Source organism: Bacteroides caecicola (assembly GCF_023337095.1).
In the GTDB taxonomy this organism is placed as follows: domain Bacteria; phylum Bacteroidota; class Bacteroidia; order Bacteroidales; family Bacteroidaceae; genus Phocaeicola; species Phocaeicola gallinarum.
The window spans coordinates 19,693-34,741 of sequence record NZ_JAMBLM010000006.1 but is presented as its reverse complement, the minus strand read 5'-3'; the positions used below and the strand labels follow the sequence as shown (position 1 = coordinate 34,741).

Genomic DNA, 15,049 nt, shown 5'->3' with positions numbered 1-15,049 from the left:
ATGCGGTTGCGTTGAGGCTTTCTATTCGGAGCGTCATGGTGTCCTTGCGGTAGAATTTTCGGGGGCTTCAAGAGCCCTTGAAGAGGCATGACAATGCGATTTGTAATGTCGGTTTGTCAGTTTCAGAAAAAGCTGCATTATTTTGTTTAAAAACAGTGTTTCATAGCATCTTTTTTGTGGTAAAAGCAAGTGAGAAAAGCAAAAAACATCGTAATTTTGTACCGCACAAAATTAGGCTGATTATGAGTTTTAACATTGAACGAGAAAAAGGTAAAAAAAGAGTTGTTATCGTAGGAGGAGGATTCGGTGGACTGAAATTGGCAAACAAACTGTCTGATTCGAATTTTCAGGTTGTGTTAATCGACAAGTATAACTACCATCAGTTTCCTCCACTCATCTACCAAGTGGCTTCTGCCGGAGTGGAACCCAGTTCGATTTCGTTTCCTTTCCGGAAAATTTTCGGGAAGAATAAGAATGTTCATTTCCGTATGGCAGAGGCTCGGTTTATTTGGCCGGAACGTAACATCCTTCAGTCTTCTATCGGTAAGATAGAATACGACTATCTGGTATTGGCGGCAGGAACTACTTCTAATTTTTTTGGCAACAAGCGCATCGAGGAATCGGCTATTCCGATGAAAACGCTGGAAGAGGCCATCGGGTTGCGTAATGCTTTGCTGGGTAACTTTGAGCGGAGCATCACCTGTGCTACCGACCAAGAACGCCATGAGTTGTTAAACATTGTCGTGGTAGGCGGTGGAGCAACGGGTGTGGAAATAGCCGGTGCTCTGGCTGAAATGAAGCATTATGTGTTCCCGAAAGATTATCCGGATATGGATATCAACGAACTGCAAATTTATTTGCTGGAGGCAGGCGACCGTTTGTTGGCGGGAATGTCGAACAAATCGTCAGAAAAGGCGGCAGAGTTTCTCCGTAAGATGGGTATCAACGTTTGCTTGGGCAAGAAGGTTATGGATTACCGAGACAATAAGGTGATACTGGAAGACGGAAGCGAAATACCTACCCGTACGTTTATCTGGGTGAGCGGTGTGCGTGCCAACAGCATCGGTAATTTGCCGGAAACGTCTATCGGACGCGGAGGACGAATCAAGGTCGATGCCTTTAACCGTGTAGAAGGATGCGATAATATTTTCTGCATAGGCGACCAGTGTATCATGCTTGATGGCGACAAGCAATATCCTAACGGTCATCCGCAGTTGGCCCAAGTAGCCATTCAGCAAGGAAACCTGCTGGCGTCAAATCTCGTCAATCTGGCGGAAGGCAAGGCTCTGAAGCCTTTCCGTTATCGGAATTTAGGTTCGATGGCTACCGTAGGACGAAATAAGGCTGTGGCAGAATTCAGCAAGTTGAAAACGCAAGGCTGGATAGCTTGGATGTTGTGGCTGGTGGTTCACCTTCGTTCGATATTGGGAGTGCGCAATAAAATCAATGTTTTGCTTAACTGGATGTGGAGCTACCTGACGTACGACCATTCGTTGCGACTTATTCTTTACGGCCGGAAGGCTAAGGTGGTAATCGAGCGTGAGAAACGTGAAGCCGAAACCCATTGGGGTAAAGAGGAAGAAAATCCTGATACGGCGGATTCTGCTCAGCCCGATAACCAAAAAAATTAAATAATATCAATAACAAATCCATTCTGCCACGAAAGAAGCAGCGCTTCTTTGGGCAGATGGAAAGTTATAATTATCTTTGCTCCATTCTTGTTTAATAAAAAATGAATATGGATAGAGCAGACACTTCTTCCCGCGAACGGGAACTTTATCGGGTAACGCTGATAGGGAGTGTGGTAAACGTGTTGCTGACGATAGGAAAGTTTGCAGCCGGCATTTGGGGGCATAGCGCCGCGATGGTAGCAGATGCTGTGCATTCATTGTCTGATCTGGTTACCGATGTTATCGTGATTGTGTTTGTCCGACTTTCGGGAAAGCCGGAAGACAAGAGCCATGATTACGGTCACGGAAAATATGAGACTTTTGCCACTTTGCTGATAGGGCTGGCATTGCTGGGCGTGGCAGTAGGTATCTGCTGGGACGGACTCAGTAAGATTATAGCCTTTTTTCACGGGGAAGCATTAGATTCTCCGGGATGGGTTGCTCTGGTTGCTGCTGTTATTTCCGTTGTGTCGAAAGAAATACTTTACCGTTACACCTGTGTCGTAGGGAAAAAACAAAACAGTCCTGCGGTAATAGCCAATGCATGGCATCATCGTAGCGACGCTTTTTCTTCCGTGGGTACAGCCGTAGGTATAGGCGGGGCTATCTTGTTGGGTGAGAACTGGCGCGTGCTCGACCCTTTGGCTGCCGTTATCGTGAGCTTTTTCATTGTCCGCGTATCTGTTCAGCAGTTAAATACTTGTATAGGAGAACTAATGGAACGTTCGCTTCCTGATGCGGTAGAGCAAGAAATCATTTCGATTGTGTCATCGGTTGAGGGAGTGTCTCAGCTTCATCACCTGCGGACGCGCCGTATAGGAAACCGGTATGCGATTGATATGCATGTGCGCATGGATGGGAACATGTCTTTACGCCAAGCGCACGACAAGGCTACTTTAATAGAAAAGAAATTAAAAGAAACATACGGTGCCGGAACTTTTATCGGCATCCACGTTGAACCTGAGAAGTAAATGGAAAAGAAAATCTTGGTGACCGGAGCAAGCGGATTCATCGGCAGCTTTCTGGTAGAAGAAGGTTTGGAGCGAGGTATGAACGTATGGGCGGGCGTGCGTCGTACGAGCAGTCGGAAATATCTGTCAGACGCTCGTATCCGTTTTGCCGAATTGGATTTTACGGATACAGACAGGCTGGAGAGTCAGCTTGCCGCTCATAAGCGTGAACACGGTGGGTGGGATTATATAATCCACTGTGCCGGCGTTACGAAATGTTTGCATAAAGCAGACTTTGAGATGGGCAATTATTGGGCTACACGTAATTTTATCGAAACGTTGACACGTCAGGGGATGATACCCGAACGTTTCGTCTTTGTCAGTTCGCTGAGCGTGTTCGGGGCCATTCACGAAAAAGATTATACACCTATTTGTGAACAGGATACTCCTCAACCGAATACAGCCTACGGAATCAGTAAACTTCATACGGAGGACTATTTGAAATCATTGTCCGGATTTCCCTACGTTATATTCCGCCCTACGGGAGTGTATGGACCGCGTGAGCGTGATTATTTCCTGATGATTAAATCAATCAGTCGTCATTTTGACATCGCGGCAGGATTTAAGCGGCAAGACCTTACGTTTGTTTACGTAGCCGATTTGGTTCAGGCAGTTTATTCCGCCCTTGCGAAGGGAGTGGTATGTCGCAGCTATTTTGTCAGCGATGGTCAGGTATACAGCAGCCGTACCTTTTCAGATTTGGTACGGAAAGAGTTAGGTAACCCGTGGGTCATACGGTTTATCTGTCCGCTGGCTTTGTTGAGAGTCATTTCGTTCGTAGCCGAAAATGTTTCTCGTTTGAGCGGGAAGACCAGTACGCTGAATGGTGATAAATATAAGATAATGAAACAACGTAACTGGCGATGCGATATCACCCCTTTGGTTGAAGAGTTGGATTACCGTCCTCGGTATTCGTTGGAGAAAGGAGTTAAAGAAATCATAGCTTGGTATAAGAAAGAAGGATGGCTGTAAAAATAAACTTATTTGAGCGTGTAGAAAGTGGAAAGGGGCTGTTTGCTGTTGAAAGCATCAGTTTGATTTATAATGCCCTTACCACGATATTGATTTTTTTGTTATATACCCGTATGGAGCATCCGGGCATCATGTTGCTTGAGCGTTTGGGTATTGTGATTCTGACATTTGCTTTGATATTCATGTATCAGGCATTTCCTTGTCGGCTTACGGCGTTTGTCCGTATGGTCGTCCAGATGTCGCTGTTAGCTTATTGGTATCCCGATACCTTTGAGTTTAATCGCCTGTTTCCTAACCTTGACCATCTGTTTGCTTCTGCCGAACAAGCAATATTTCACTGCCAACCTTCCGTAGAGTTCAGCGAGTTATGTCCTTCCATGTGGTTTAGTGAGCCTTTTAACATGGGATATTTCTTTTATTACCCCATGATGCTGATAGTGGTGGTTTATTACTTTATTAATCGGTTTGAGTGGTTTGAAAAGATATGCTTCGTGCTGGTAACCTCTTTTTTTATCTACTACCTTTTCTATATCCTTGTACCGGTGGCAGGTCCTCAATTCTATTTCCCGGCAATCGGTATGGATAAAGTAAATGCCTGCATCTTTCCAGCCATCGGCGACTATTTCAATAATAATGATTATCTTATTCCCGGTCCGGGATACGAACACGGTTTCTTTTATAATCTGGTAGAAGCATCGCAAGAGGTGGGCGAGCGACCTACCGCAGCTTTTCCCAGCTCGCATGTAGGTATATCTACCATCGTAATGATTATGGCATGGCGCGTAAACCGTAAACTGGCGTATATCCTCGCTCCTTTCTATGTATTGTTATGTTGTGCCACCGTCTATATTCAGGCACACTATCTGATTGATTCCATTGTAGGATTGGTGACGGCATTCTTCGTCTATCAGTTGGCTACGCTGATGTATAAACGGTGGTTTATCTCTCCGGTGTTCAAGATGCTGGGGTGATTTGTACGGTTACTTCTGTTTCTGAGCTGTTACATGCTCCCAAGATACCCGTACCTCCTTCTACATTACTATACACTCGAAGCGGCTCGCCGAAGCCCAGATTTCCCAGTGCTTCGTCGAGCGTGCTTCCAGCTACTTGGTTTAAGGAATATAGATAATGATAATATTCTTCGGAAAGGCTGTATAAGCGGATTAATAGTTGCGAAGACTGTTCGGCATCGCTCTTGTTTACCCATTCTTCGAACGACAGCGTATATTCCTGTCCTTCTATTTGTTTGTCGGTAAACAGGAAACTGTATCCGGTACTGATGCCGTCGAATCCGATCGAGCCGTCTAATGCGTTTGAGTTCTCAGACAATATGGGGTCGGATGATTCGATGTGTGGATGATAGTAAGTCTGGTAATATTCATCCGTCTTCAGGCAGGTAAGGGCATAGTAATTACTTTTTCCACCTTCGTCTTTGAACGTTAGGTTATAGGTCAGGGCATAATACCGTTCCTTAACCGTATTTCCATATCCGTCTCCTACATTCCCTTCGTAATTGATGCGTTCCGTAATATCCACACATTCGGCTTTCCGGATAGGTACAATGGCGGGAACGGTTGTTTCGGCGGTTACGGTCTGATAACCATCGGCAGAGACTACGAGTCGGATACAATCTCCGGCTTTCGGCACGACGTGCGATTTGAATACCGAATCCGGTACTTTATTGAGCGAATCTACCGGGAGGTATTGTCCCCATTCCATTTGTTCCCGGAACTCATCGTTAACATACAAATCGACGCGAGCTTGCGGCAGGTTGGCGTAATGCTCTTCGTAAGGCTTGGTATCGGCGTAGAACCAAGTGTGTGTAACGCTCGCCATGATGGTAGAGTCGGACGAAATGGCACTGTTGACCACGATAACCGGGTCGGGACGATATTTCTCCATGTCGATGTCTTTGTAACATGCGCTTAGCAGTAGCAGAGCAGCCGGCAAAATGTATATATCTCTCTTCTTCATACTTTGTTAGAATTTAAGTGTATATGATACAGACGGAATAATAGGTATGAGGCGCAAGGTTTGGAATACGTTGGTAACATTATAGTTTTCATCCCATTTCCACCGCTTTTGGATGCTGGCAGGAGCCATGTAGCAATAAGCGTTGTAGATGCTTACATTCCAGATTCCTGTTCTTCCTTTTTTCAGGGGTTTATAAATATTGATGCCCAAGTCCAGCCTGTGGTAAGCGGGCAGGCGTACGTTGTTTCGTTTGGTATAATAATCCAGTCCGTTTTCGAAATAATAATCGGGCGGAACCAGTTCGCTGCCGGGAAATTGGACTCCCGGTGTGGTCGGGCTGATGCCTGTTCCTGCCCATCCTGTATAGCGGTCTCGTCCCAGTTCATAATAATTGTCGAACGAAACGGTTATGCGGTTGCCGGTCATGTACGTCCATGCGGCGTTTAGTTCCACTTTCTTGCTCACGCGCCAGTTGGCGGTGATATTCACTTTGTGGCGGTTGTCAAACTTGGCAGGGAACCACTCTCCCTGATTGATGTCTTCAAAGCGGCGGTTGTTCCAATTGAGGGTATAGCTGATGACACCGGTTATCTTCCCTTGTTCCTTGCGGGCTGTCAGTTCCATACCGTAAGACTTTCCTTTGCCGGCTGTCAGCTTGTTGCGCCAGTCTGATGTGGCAGAGAATATGTTGTATCCGTCTTTATAGTCCAGTACATGATTCATCCATTTGTAGAATCCTTCCACGGTAAACGAGTAGGTGGGGGTCATACTGAAATAGACTCCTGCCGACAGTTGGTCGTTCTGTAACGGTTTGAACTCTCTGCCTACCGGAATCCAGCTGTCGGTGGGCAGGTCGATATAGCTTTCGTTGAGCTGATGGACGTATTGGCTCATCCGTGCGTAAGAGGCTTTTACGCTTAGCCGAGGGCTGAGGCGGAATACGGTGTTGATTCGCGGTTCCCAGTTTGTGTACGTTTGTTGTTCCGCATGGTAGAGGCTGAACCGTAGCCCTCCGTTTACGATGAACCACGGGCAGACGTTCCACTCGTCTTCGGCATAAATCCCGGCTTCGTGGGCATACAGGATTTCTTGGTTGTCGTTAAGAAGGATGCCTTCGCCGGCCGATGAACGGGTTTCATCGTAATCCGGACGGAACTTATGATAAGTATATAGTCCGCCGAACCGGATGTGATGACTTGTTGCAGGCTGGTAGCTGAAGTCGGCACGGAAACTGACGTCATCAATTCCGTTTGCGGTAGAAGTGCGGTAGAAAGTAGACTTGTCTTTCTCTTGGTTTTTTAGGTCTCGCCGGATGTCGGAGCGGTAATGGGTGTACGAAGCATTCAGCGTTCCGTACAGTTTGGGGCTGAGCGCATACGCCCATCCGCCGAAAGCCGTCACGCTGCCCCAGTTCAGGCGGCTGATGTCTTCTTCTTTTGTCTGTTCGATTTCTTCTTTGGTTCCGCCTTTCAGGTAGTCTTTCCCCCAGTACACACCGGCAAATGCACGGCTGCGTGTGTTAAAATGGTGAGTCAGCTTGAAGTTTAAGTCGGTAAACGCATACCGTGCCACGGTTTTGCTCTTGCCTTCGCTCTTGGTGGCATTCCAGATAGCCAGCGCAGGAGCTGTCAGCACGTCGAACCACGAGCGGCGGAGGTTGAAGTTGAAAGCTGTTTTTCCTTTGACAATCGGTCCTTCCAAATTCAGACTACCCGATGTCAGTCCCAATGTGGCACTGCCGTGATATTCGTTCAGGTTTCCGTCTTTCAGTTTCACATCGACCACACTTGATATTCTCCCGCCGAAGCGTGCCGGGAATCCGGCTTTATAGAAATCCATTCCTTTAATGGCTTCTACGTTGAGTGCCGAAAACAGTCCGGCTACATGGTTCACCTGATAGATGGGACTTCCTTCAATCAGATAAAGGTTTTCATCCTTGTTTCCGCCTCTGACATACATGTCGGAAAATCCCGCCACACCGGGAGAAACGCCGGCTTGGGTTTGCATCACCTTTACGATGTCCGCCTCGCCAAACAGTACAGGCGTGCGTTTGATGTCGGAATAGTTGAATGTAATTTTGCCTATTTGAGGGCTCTGCAACTGATTTTTGTCGAGAGAGGCGTTTATAACCACTTCTTCAAGCTGTTGGTTGAGCGATAAGTTGGCAGTAAGTGTAGTGTCTCGGTGCAGATACGGCACGTGAAAATGATATGCACCATATCCGATGTACGTAATTTCCAAATCGGTCTCACCTTCGTTCAGCGTCAGACTGAAAAAACCATGTTCGTTGGTAATTGTTCCTGTCTTCAGATTGGTTTCAACCACAGATGCCCCGATAAGTGATTCGCCGGATAGCTTGTCGCGCACGAAACCGCTCACCGTAAATTTCTTCATTTTCTTTGGCTTTATGATAATGAACCGTCCTATCCGGTGATAGCTTATCGGAAGAATGGTACACAGTTTTTCGATACATGCCGTAAGGGGCGTTTGATGAAAATGGATGCTTATCGCAGGAAACTTTTCTAATTGCGACGATTCGTAAGAGAAAATAACGTCGGTTTGCTTCTCTAATTGGGCCAACACCTCGGTGATGGGTACACGGTTGGCACGCAGGTTAACCAGCGGTTCGTCCGTCGTACGGGCTTGGGCTTCCACGGTAAGGAAGCCAGCCAGTACGATTAGCATCATTTGTACGTAAAAAGTGAAGCGTTTTGTCATGGCTCTACAGATAAATGAGTGTCGAGTGTTTGGTTGATGATGTGAATTATGTCTGTTAATTGCATTTCGTTGAAGTCAGAAGTCAGAAACAGTTCCTCTTCGGGTATGCCTGTGATAGAACAGCCGTAGAGTTTTTCCAATTCGTCGACCACCTGACGCAGCGGCGTATGCCGGTAAGTAAGCCGATGAGTTTTCCATGCCAGTTCGTTACGACTTGCAGCTTTGGTAACCCGGATATTTCCGTCTTTCTGCCCTACGGCACGCATGTCGGCGGTCAGGTCGCAATACGATTTCCCGGTGCTGAAACGAACTTTTCCCGAAGCCACGAAAGCGGTTGTACTGTCGGCAGCCGCCTCTACCTGAAACTGCGTACCCAGCACCTGTATCGTAACCGTGGGCGTTGCTACACGGAAAGGGTGGTCGGCTTCGTGGTGTACGGCAAAATAAGCCTTGCCCGACAGCTCTACACGGCGTTCATCCTTCCCAAAGCAGAGTCGGTCGTAACGCAGGCTGCTTCCGGGCGACAGCGTGATGTTGCTTTGGTCGGGTAAGAAAAGCTCTCGCGGTTTTGCGTCTGCCGTCACGACAACCCAGTCGGTGTGCAGGCGGTTCCAGTAGTAAGTCATCCCGATTAAGATTCCTGCAAAAACGGCTGCTGCTGCCACGGTGCGGTAAATCCACATCCGGCGGGAAGTCTTGCGGTCTCGGCGCAGATGAGGCAGGATTTTCTTCCACGCCTCCGACGTATTGTTTTTGTTTTCGCGGTAGAAGCGGCTGACGAAGCGCAGGCTCTCTTCTTCCGGCGTCAATGGGTCATGCTGATTTTTCATAATCTTATCTTGTTAGGTAATTTCTGTATGCCTTTTGTTGATAAGACCCGTTTTTTTGAAAAATCCCCTATCCGGAATATCAGATTTTATGAAAAAAAGAAAAGATAGATTCGGATGGCGGTATTACGCAAGGTTTTCAGTGCAGCGGCTATCTGATTTTCCACCGTTTTAATCGAAATATTCAGCTCTTCCGCTATTTCTTGGTAAGATAATCCGTCGCGCTTCGCCAGTAAGAAAATTTGTTTCCGCTTTTGAGGCAGGCGGTCGATGGCAGTCCAAAGTTGGGCATCGCGCTCCGAGCGCACGATTTGCTCTTCTTCGCTCGGTTCCTGCTCTTTGCAGTTTTCTTCGCACGCTTCTTCTGCATGAGGTGTGCGGTAGTCTAAGCAGTTGTTGCGCACCGTCCGGTAAAGATATGCCTTCAGGCTGCAAATGTTTTTCCCTTCGTTGAGTTTATCCCATGTGTCGATAAACGCCTGTTGAACGATGTCTTCGGCATCGTCGATATTCTCGGTGTAGCGCAGGGCATACATCGTAAGCGGGCGGTAATAACAGCGGAAACTTGTTTCAAACTCAGCTATGCTTATCATGGTTAATCGGATAAATTGCCGACAAAAATAAGGAATACTTTTGATTCGGAAAGTAATTAAATAGGGGTTTTCGGTAGCTCTCTCGAAAATTAATCCGGAGCCCTGAAATTTCTATGCGAAAGACTTGTTGGTCTATGCGGAAGAGTGAGCCAACTCATGCGGTAGTTTTGGGTAACGCATCCGCATGAGTTTTTTTGAATATGCGGTATAATATTATGATGTTAAAATAGGGATGTTTTGTTTTAATATATAACAATAATAAGTGTATTTATAACAATATGAAACTTAACCTATTTTTTTATCAAAAATACACCCAATATTTGTTTTTATAAATCAAAAAGATGTAATTTTGTGCTGTTGATAAACAAACAGAAAGTAAATACTTAAATATGTATATCAAAAAGAAAAAACAACACAAAGACGTTATATAGTGAAGTAAAATGGGTATTAACTAAAGCTGAAAGCAATGAAAAAAGAGAGTTTGCAGAAAACGAAAATGTTGGCAGCAGTGCTGCTGCTTGCTGCTCCCGTAGCTGCAGGGGCTCAGGAACATGTAGAGGCAGATCTCGGTGCCGACCTTGTAAGCGGCTACCTCTGGCGTGGCCAAGATTTAGGTAACGTGAGCATCCAGCCGTCGGTATCGGTAAGCTATAAGGGCTTTTCGCTGGGGGCATGGGGCTCGGTAGGGCTGGATAAAGACGATACGAAGGAGATTGACCTGACTGTGGGCTATGCCGCGGGGGGCTTCAGCGTGTCGGTCACGGATTATTGGACGGACGGGGGCGCGGGGTATTTCCATTACGGTGCGCGGAACACGCGGCATGTGTTTGAGGCGCAGGTGGGCTATGACTTGGGCTTTCTGGCGGTGAACTGGTATACGAACTTTGCCGGAAACGACGGCGTTACCCGAAGCGGCGCACGGGCGTATTCTTCGTACTTCTCGGTGGCGGCGCCGTTCCGCTGGGGCGGGCTGGAGTGGTCGGCCGAGGTGGGGGCGGTGCCGTGGGAGACGGATTTCTATAATGCCACTGCCGGCGGCAGGGCAGGGGCGGGGGGCTTCGAGGTGGCAAGCGTGAGCCTTGAGGCTGCCAAGAGCCTGAAGATAACCGACAGCTATTCGCTGCCGCTGTTTGCACGGGTTATCTGGAACCCGGCTACCGAGGGGGCTTATTTCGTGTTCGGGGTGAGCCTTTAAGAGAGGGAGAGTTTTCAAGGTAACGGGCAGGGTGGCTGCACCCGCTTGAGGGAAAAAAGATGGTTAGGATAACGTTTTTATAATACAGCGGAATACAAAATACAAATACACTACACAGCAATGAAAAAAATTGAAGCTATTATTCGCAGAAGCCGTTTTGAGGATGTGAAGGAGGCGCTGCTGGCGGCCGGCATCGAATGGTTTTCTTATTACGACGTGCGGGGCGTGGGCAAGACAAGGCAGGGCCGCGTTTACCGGGGGGTGGTTTACGACACCAGCTCGATAGAGCGCATCCTCGTCTCGATCGTGGTGCGCGAGAAAAACGTGGAGAAGACCGTGCAGGCGGTGCTCAGGGCGGCGCGCACGGGCGAGATAGGCGACGGACGCATCTTTATAACTCCGGTGGAGGATTCGATCCGCATCCGCACGGGCGAGCGCGGCGACATCGCGCTGTATAACGCCGAGCAGGAGGAGTGACGGGAGGAAGCAGTAACGAGGTATTAACGACTAAACGGAAAAAATTATGGACACAAACACAATTCTTGATACAGGAAACACCGCATGGATGATTGTTTCGACGATTCTGGTACTGTTAATGACGATTCCGGGCATCGCCCTGTTCTACGGGGGGCTGGTGCGCCAGAAAAATGTGTTGAGCGTCATCATGCAGTGTGTGGTGATAGTAGGGGTGGTGAGCATCTTATGGGTGGCTTTCGGCTACAGCTTGGTGTTCGGGACAAGCCTGACGGACAGCGGGAGCGGCTGGGGATGGCTCGTAGGAGGGTTCGACAAGGTGATGCTGCGCGGCATAACGCCCTCCACGCTCTCGGCGGGGCGCATCCCCGAACTGGTTTTCGTATTGTTCCAGTGCATGTTTGCCGTCATCACGCCGGCGCTCATACTGGGGGCTTTTGCCGAACGTGTGAAGTTCGCGGGGTTCCTCTTGTTTACCGTGCTGTGGAGCGTGCTGGTGTATATGCCGATGGCGCACTGGGTGTGGGGCGGAGGATTCCTGCAGCAGATGGGCGCCATCGACTTTGCCGGGGGCACGGTGGTGCATATCAATGCCGGCATATCGGCGCTGGTGATGGCGGTCATGGCGGGCCGGCGGAGCGGTTACAGGCCGGGGCAGCCCATGTCGCCGCATAACATCACCTTCGTGTTCATGGGCACGGCGTTCTTGTGGCTGGGGTGGTTCGGCTTCAATGCCGGAAGCGGGCTGCAGGCCGACGGCATAGCCGCCAACGCTTTCCTTGTGACGCATGTGGCCACGTGTGTGGCGGCGCTGACGTGGATGGCGGTAGACTGGATTCACAACCGGAAGCCCACCACCATCGGGGCATGTACGGGCGCGGTGTCGGGGCTGGTGGCCGTTACGCCGGCAGCGGGCACGGCGGACCTCCTCGGCGCGTTCTTCATCGGGCTGATCACACCCATCGTGTGTTTCTACATGGTGGCCGTCATCAAGCCGCGCTTCAAGTATGACGACACGCTCGACGCTTTCGGCGTGCACGGCATAGGGGGCATCGTGGGGTCGGTACTTACGGGAGTGTTTGCCACGCAGGCGATAACGGGCGAAGGCGGCGTGCAGGGCGCGCTGTACGGCGACTGGCACCAGTTATGGGTACAGGTGGCCGCCACGGTGGTTTCGGTGGCGTTCAGCGGGGTGATGACTTTCATCCTCTTCAAGGTGGTCGACCGTCTGGTGGGCGTCCGCGTAGACAGGCGTGTGGAAGAAGAAGGGCTCGACATTTACGAACACGGGGAGTCGGCTTACAACCATTAGGAAAGTGTATAATATCAAACAAATACGGTAAAATCAACTAAAAAGAGAGGTATTTATGTCAGAGTTAAGATTTAATGTGGTGGAAAAGGCATTCCGGGCAAAGCCTTTGGAGATAGCCGTTCCGTCGGAGCGTCCGGCCGAGTATTTCGGCAAGTATGTGTTCAACCGCGAAAAAATGTTCAAATACCTGCCTGCGCCGGTTTATGCACGGCTGGCAGACGCGATGGACAACGGCGCGGCGCTCGACCGCGAGGTGGCCGACCAAGTGGCGGAGGGCATGAAGCGCTGGGCGATGGAGCTGGGCGTGACCCACTATACGCACTGGTTCCAGCCCCTGACGGAAGGCACGGCGGAAAAGCACGATGCCTTTATAGAGCATGACGGCAAGGGGGGCATGTTGGAAGAGTTTTCAGGGAAGCTGCTGGTGCAGCAGGAGCCTGACGCTTCTTCGTTCCCCAACGGCGGGATACGGAACACGTTCGAGGCACGCGGATACAGCGCGTGGGACCCCTCGTCGCCCGTGTTCGTGGTAGACGACACGCTCTGCATCCCCACGGTGTTCATAGCCTATACGGGCGAATCGCTGGATTACAAGGCGCCGCTGCTCAAGGCGCTGAGCGCGGTAAACAAGGCGGCGGTGGAGGTTTGCCATTACTTCGACCCGGAGGTGAAGAAGGTGATGGCGTACTTGGGATGGGAACAGGAGTATTTCCTTGTCGATGCCGGACTGTATGCGGCGCGTCCCGACTTGCTGCTGACGGGGCGTACGCTGATGGGACACGAGGCTTCGAAGAACCAGCAGCTGGAAGACCATTACTTCGGCGCCATCCCCACCCGCGTGGCGGCTTTCATGAAAGACTTGGAGATACAGGCGCTTGAGCTGGGCATCCCGGTGAAGACGCGCCATAACGAGGTGGCGCCGAACCAGTTCGAGCTGGCGCCGATATTCGAGGAGTGTAACCTTGCCGTCGACCATAACATGCTGCTCATGTCGCTCATGCGCAAGGTGGCACGCACGCACGGTTTCCGCGTGTTGCTACACGAGAAGCCGTTCAAGGGCGTGAACGGTTCGGGCAAACACAACAACTGGTCGCTGGGGACGGATACGGGCGTGCTGCTGATGGCTCCGGGAAAAACGGCAGAGGAGAACCTGCGTTTCATCACGTTCGTGGTCAACACGCTGATGGCGGTTTACCGTCATAACGGCTTGCTGAAAGCGTCTATCATGAGCGCTACCAACGCACACCGCTTGGGGGCGAACGAAGCGCCTCCCGCCATCATCTCTTCGTTCTTGGGAAAACAGTTGAGCAAGGTGCTCGACCACATGGAGGAAAGTTCTACCGACGAGCTGGTCTCGCTGGGAGGAAAACACGGCATGAAGCTGGACATTCCGCAGATTCCCGAATTGCTGATCGACAACACCGACCGTAATCGCACCTCGCCCTTCGCCTTCACCGGCAACCGCTTCGAGTTCCGTGCGGTGGGCTCGGAGGCAAACTGCGCCAGTGCGATGATAGCCCTGAACGCGGCGGTGGCGGAACAGCTCGTGGAATTCAAGAAAGAGGTAGACGGACTGGTGGAAAAGGGTGAGCCCAAGATATCGGCTATCATCCAAGTAATCCGTAAGTACATCAAGGAGTGTAAGCCCATCCGCTTCGACGGGAACGGTTACAGCGAAGAATGGAAGGCAGAGGCTGCACGCCGCGGACTGGACTGCGAGACGAGTTGTCCGCTCATCTTCGACCGCTACCTTACGCCGGAAAGCATCCGCATGTTCGAGTCGACCGGGGTAATGACGCAGAAGGAGCTGGAAGCCCGCAACGAAGTGAAGTGGGAAACTTACACGAAGAAGATCCAGATAGAGGCGCGCGTGTTGGGCGACTTGGTGATGAACCACATCGTCCCCGTGGCTACCGAATATCAGACGAAGCTGATCGATAACGTGTATAAGATGAAATCCGTCTTCGCGGAAGAGGAAGCCCGCACGCTTTCTGCCGAGAACATGGCAATCATCCGCAAGATAGCCGAACATACCACTTACATAAAAGAACACGTGGACGCAATGGTGGAAGCCCGCAAGGTGGCAAACAAGATAGCCTCCGAGCGCGAAAAGGCCATCGCCTACCACGACACGATAGCGCCCATGCTGGAGGAGATACGTTACCACATCGACAAACTGGAACTCATCGTAGACGACCGCATGTGGACGCTTCCTAAATATCGTGAACTGTTATTCATAAGATAAGCGCGAAACGACCTCTGATTTTTTATTGGATGTTTGATGAGGGCCGGGCTGTTGTTGAA

The 15,049-nt window shown here is 50.0% G+C and carries 12 protein-coding genes; 8 read left to right on the top strand and 4 right to left on the bottom strand.

Annotated elements, in window-relative coordinates:
• Positions 1 to 242 precede the first annotated feature (242 nt).
• The 4 genes from M3085_RS07400 (at position 243) to M3085_RS07385 (ending at position 4,623) form a co-directional block, all read left to right on the top strand.
• Positions 243 to 1,631, top strand: a complete 1,389-nt coding sequence (locus M3085_RS07400; protein ID WP_191710736.1) for an NAD(P)/FAD-dependent oxidoreductase — start codon at positions 243 to 245, stop codon at positions 1,629 to 1,631.
• A 107-nt stretch (positions 1,632 to 1,738) separates the two neighbouring features.
• Positions 1,739 to 2,641 carry a cation diffusion facilitator family transporter gene (locus tag M3085_RS07395; RefSeq protein WP_249052683.1) on the top strand — a complete coding sequence of 301 codons (903 nt, stop codon included), beginning with the start codon at positions 1,739 to 1,741 and terminating at the stop codon, positions 2,639 to 2,641.
• Positions 2,642 to 3,652: an NAD-dependent epimerase/dehydratase family protein gene (locus tag M3085_RS07390; RefSeq protein WP_178257489.1), complete on the top strand. Its 1,011-nt coding sequence runs from the start codon at positions 2,642 to 2,644 to the stop codon at positions 3,650 to 3,652.
• Positions 3,643 to 4,623 (top strand): phosphatase PAP2 family protein, encoded by a 981-nt coding sequence (locus tag M3085_RS07385; RefSeq protein ID WP_178257490.1) that lies wholly within the window; start codon positions 3,643 to 3,645, stop codon positions 4,621 to 4,623. Before M3085_RS07390 ends, M3085_RS07385 begins: the two co-directional genes overlap by 10 nt.
• Here the strand turns inward: M3085_RS07385 and M3085_RS07380 are convergent.
• From M3085_RS07380 to M3085_RS07365, 4 genes are all read right to left on the bottom strand, one after another.
• Positions 4,607 to 5,626, bottom strand: a complete 1,020-nt coding sequence (locus M3085_RS07380; RefSeq protein ID WP_249052682.1) for a DUF4249 domain-containing protein — start codon at positions 5,624 to 5,626, stop codon at positions 4,607 to 4,609. The two genes, M3085_RS07385 and M3085_RS07380, sit on opposite strands and share 17 nt — an antisense overlap.
• A gap of 6 nt (positions 5,627 to 5,632) precedes the next feature.
• Positions 5,633 to 8,344 carry a TonB-dependent receptor gene (locus M3085_RS07375; RefSeq protein WP_249052681.1) on the bottom strand — a complete coding sequence of 904 codons (2,712 nt, stop codon included), beginning with the start codon at positions 8,342 to 8,344 and terminating at the stop codon, positions 5,633 to 5,635.
• Positions 8,341 to 9,174, bottom strand: a complete 834-nt coding sequence (locus M3085_RS07370) for a FecR family protein (protein ID WP_249052679.1) — start codon at positions 9,172 to 9,174, stop codon at positions 8,341 to 8,343. The genes M3085_RS07375 and M3085_RS07370 overlap by 4 nt, the downstream gene beginning before the upstream one ends.
• Positions 9,175 to 9,260: 86 nt before the next feature.
• Positions 9,261 to 9,764: an RNA polymerase sigma-70 factor gene (locus M3085_RS07365; RefSeq protein WP_178257494.1), complete on the bottom strand. Its 504-nt coding sequence runs from the start codon at positions 9,762 to 9,764 to the stop codon at positions 9,261 to 9,263.
• 496 nt (positions 9,765 to 10,260) lie between these two features.
• Here M3085_RS07365 and M3085_RS07360 point away from each other — a divergent pair, with 496 nt between their 5' ends.
• The 4 genes from M3085_RS07360 (at position 10,261) to M3085_RS07345 (ending at position 14,990) form a co-directional block, all read left to right on the top strand.
• On the top strand, positions 10,261 to 10,959 hold the full coding sequence (locus M3085_RS07360) for a hypothetical protein (RefSeq protein ID WP_410554445.1): 699 nt from the start codon (positions 10,261 to 10,263) through the stop codon (positions 10,957 to 10,959).
• Positions 10,960 to 11,079: 120 nt separating this feature from the next.
• Positions 11,080 to 11,436 (top strand): P-II family nitrogen regulator, encoded by a 357-nt coding sequence (locus M3085_RS07355; protein WP_178257496.1) that lies wholly within the window; start codon positions 11,080 to 11,082, stop codon positions 11,434 to 11,436.
• A 46-nt stretch (positions 11,437 to 11,482) separates the two neighbouring features.
• Complete coding sequence (locus M3085_RS07350) at positions 11,483 to 12,745, top strand: ammonium transporter (protein WP_249052677.1); 1,263 nt, start codon at positions 11,483 to 11,485, stop codon at positions 12,743 to 12,745.
• A gap of 55 nt (positions 12,746 to 12,800) precedes the next feature.
• Complete coding sequence (locus tag M3085_RS07345; protein ID WP_178257498.1) at positions 12,801 to 14,990, top strand: glutamine synthetase III; 2,190 nt, start codon at positions 12,801 to 12,803, stop codon at positions 14,988 to 14,990.
• Positions 14,991 to 15,049 lie beyond the last annotated feature (59 nt).

What these genes read in the sequence shown, in the direction of transcription:
- M3085_RS07400 (WP_191710736.1), top strand. Translation starts at nt 243, where the DNA reads ATGAGTTTTAACATTGAACGAGAAAAAGGTAAAAAAAGAGTTGTTATC.
- M3085_RS07395 (WP_249052683.1), top strand. Translation starts at nt 1,739, where the DNA reads ATGGATAGAGCAGACACTTCTTCCCGCGAACGGGAACTTTATCGGGTA.
- M3085_RS07390 (WP_178257489.1), top strand. Translation starts at nt 2,642, where the DNA reads ATGGAAAAGAAAATCTTGGTGACCGGAGCAAGCGGATTCATCGGCAGC.
- M3085_RS07385 (WP_178257490.1), top strand. Translation starts at nt 3,643, where the DNA reads ATGGCTGTAAAAATAAACTTATTTGAGCGTGTAGAAAGTGGAAAGGGG.
- M3085_RS07380 (WP_249052682.1), bottom strand. Translation starts at nt 5,626, where the DNA reads ATGAAGAAGAGAGATATATACATTTTGCCGGCTGCTCTGCTACTGCTA.
- M3085_RS07375 (WP_249052681.1), bottom strand. Translation starts at nt 8,344, where the DNA reads ATGACAAAACGCTTCACTTTTTACGTACAAATGATGCTAATCGTACTG.
- M3085_RS07370 (WP_249052679.1), bottom strand. Translation starts at nt 9,174, where the DNA reads ATGAAAAATCAGCATGACCCATTGACGCCGGAAGAAGAGAGCCTGCGC.
- M3085_RS07365 (WP_178257494.1), bottom strand. Translation starts at nt 9,764, where the DNA reads ATGATAAGCATAGCTGAGTTTGAAACAAGTTTCCGCTGTTATTACCGC.
- M3085_RS07360 (WP_410554445.1), top strand. Translation starts at nt 10,261, where the DNA reads ATGTTGGCAGCAGTGCTGCTGCTTGCTGCTCCCGTAGCTGCAGGGGCT.
- M3085_RS07355 (WP_178257496.1), top strand. Translation starts at nt 11,080, where the DNA reads ATGAAAAAAATTGAAGCTATTATTCGCAGAAGCCGTTTTGAGGATGTG.
- M3085_RS07350 (WP_249052677.1), top strand. Translation starts at nt 11,483, where the DNA reads ATGGACACAAACACAATTCTTGATACAGGAAACACCGCATGGATGATT.
- M3085_RS07345 (WP_178257498.1), top strand. Translation starts at nt 12,801, where the DNA reads ATGTCAGAGTTAAGATTTAATGTGGTGGAAAAGGCATTCCGGGCAAAG.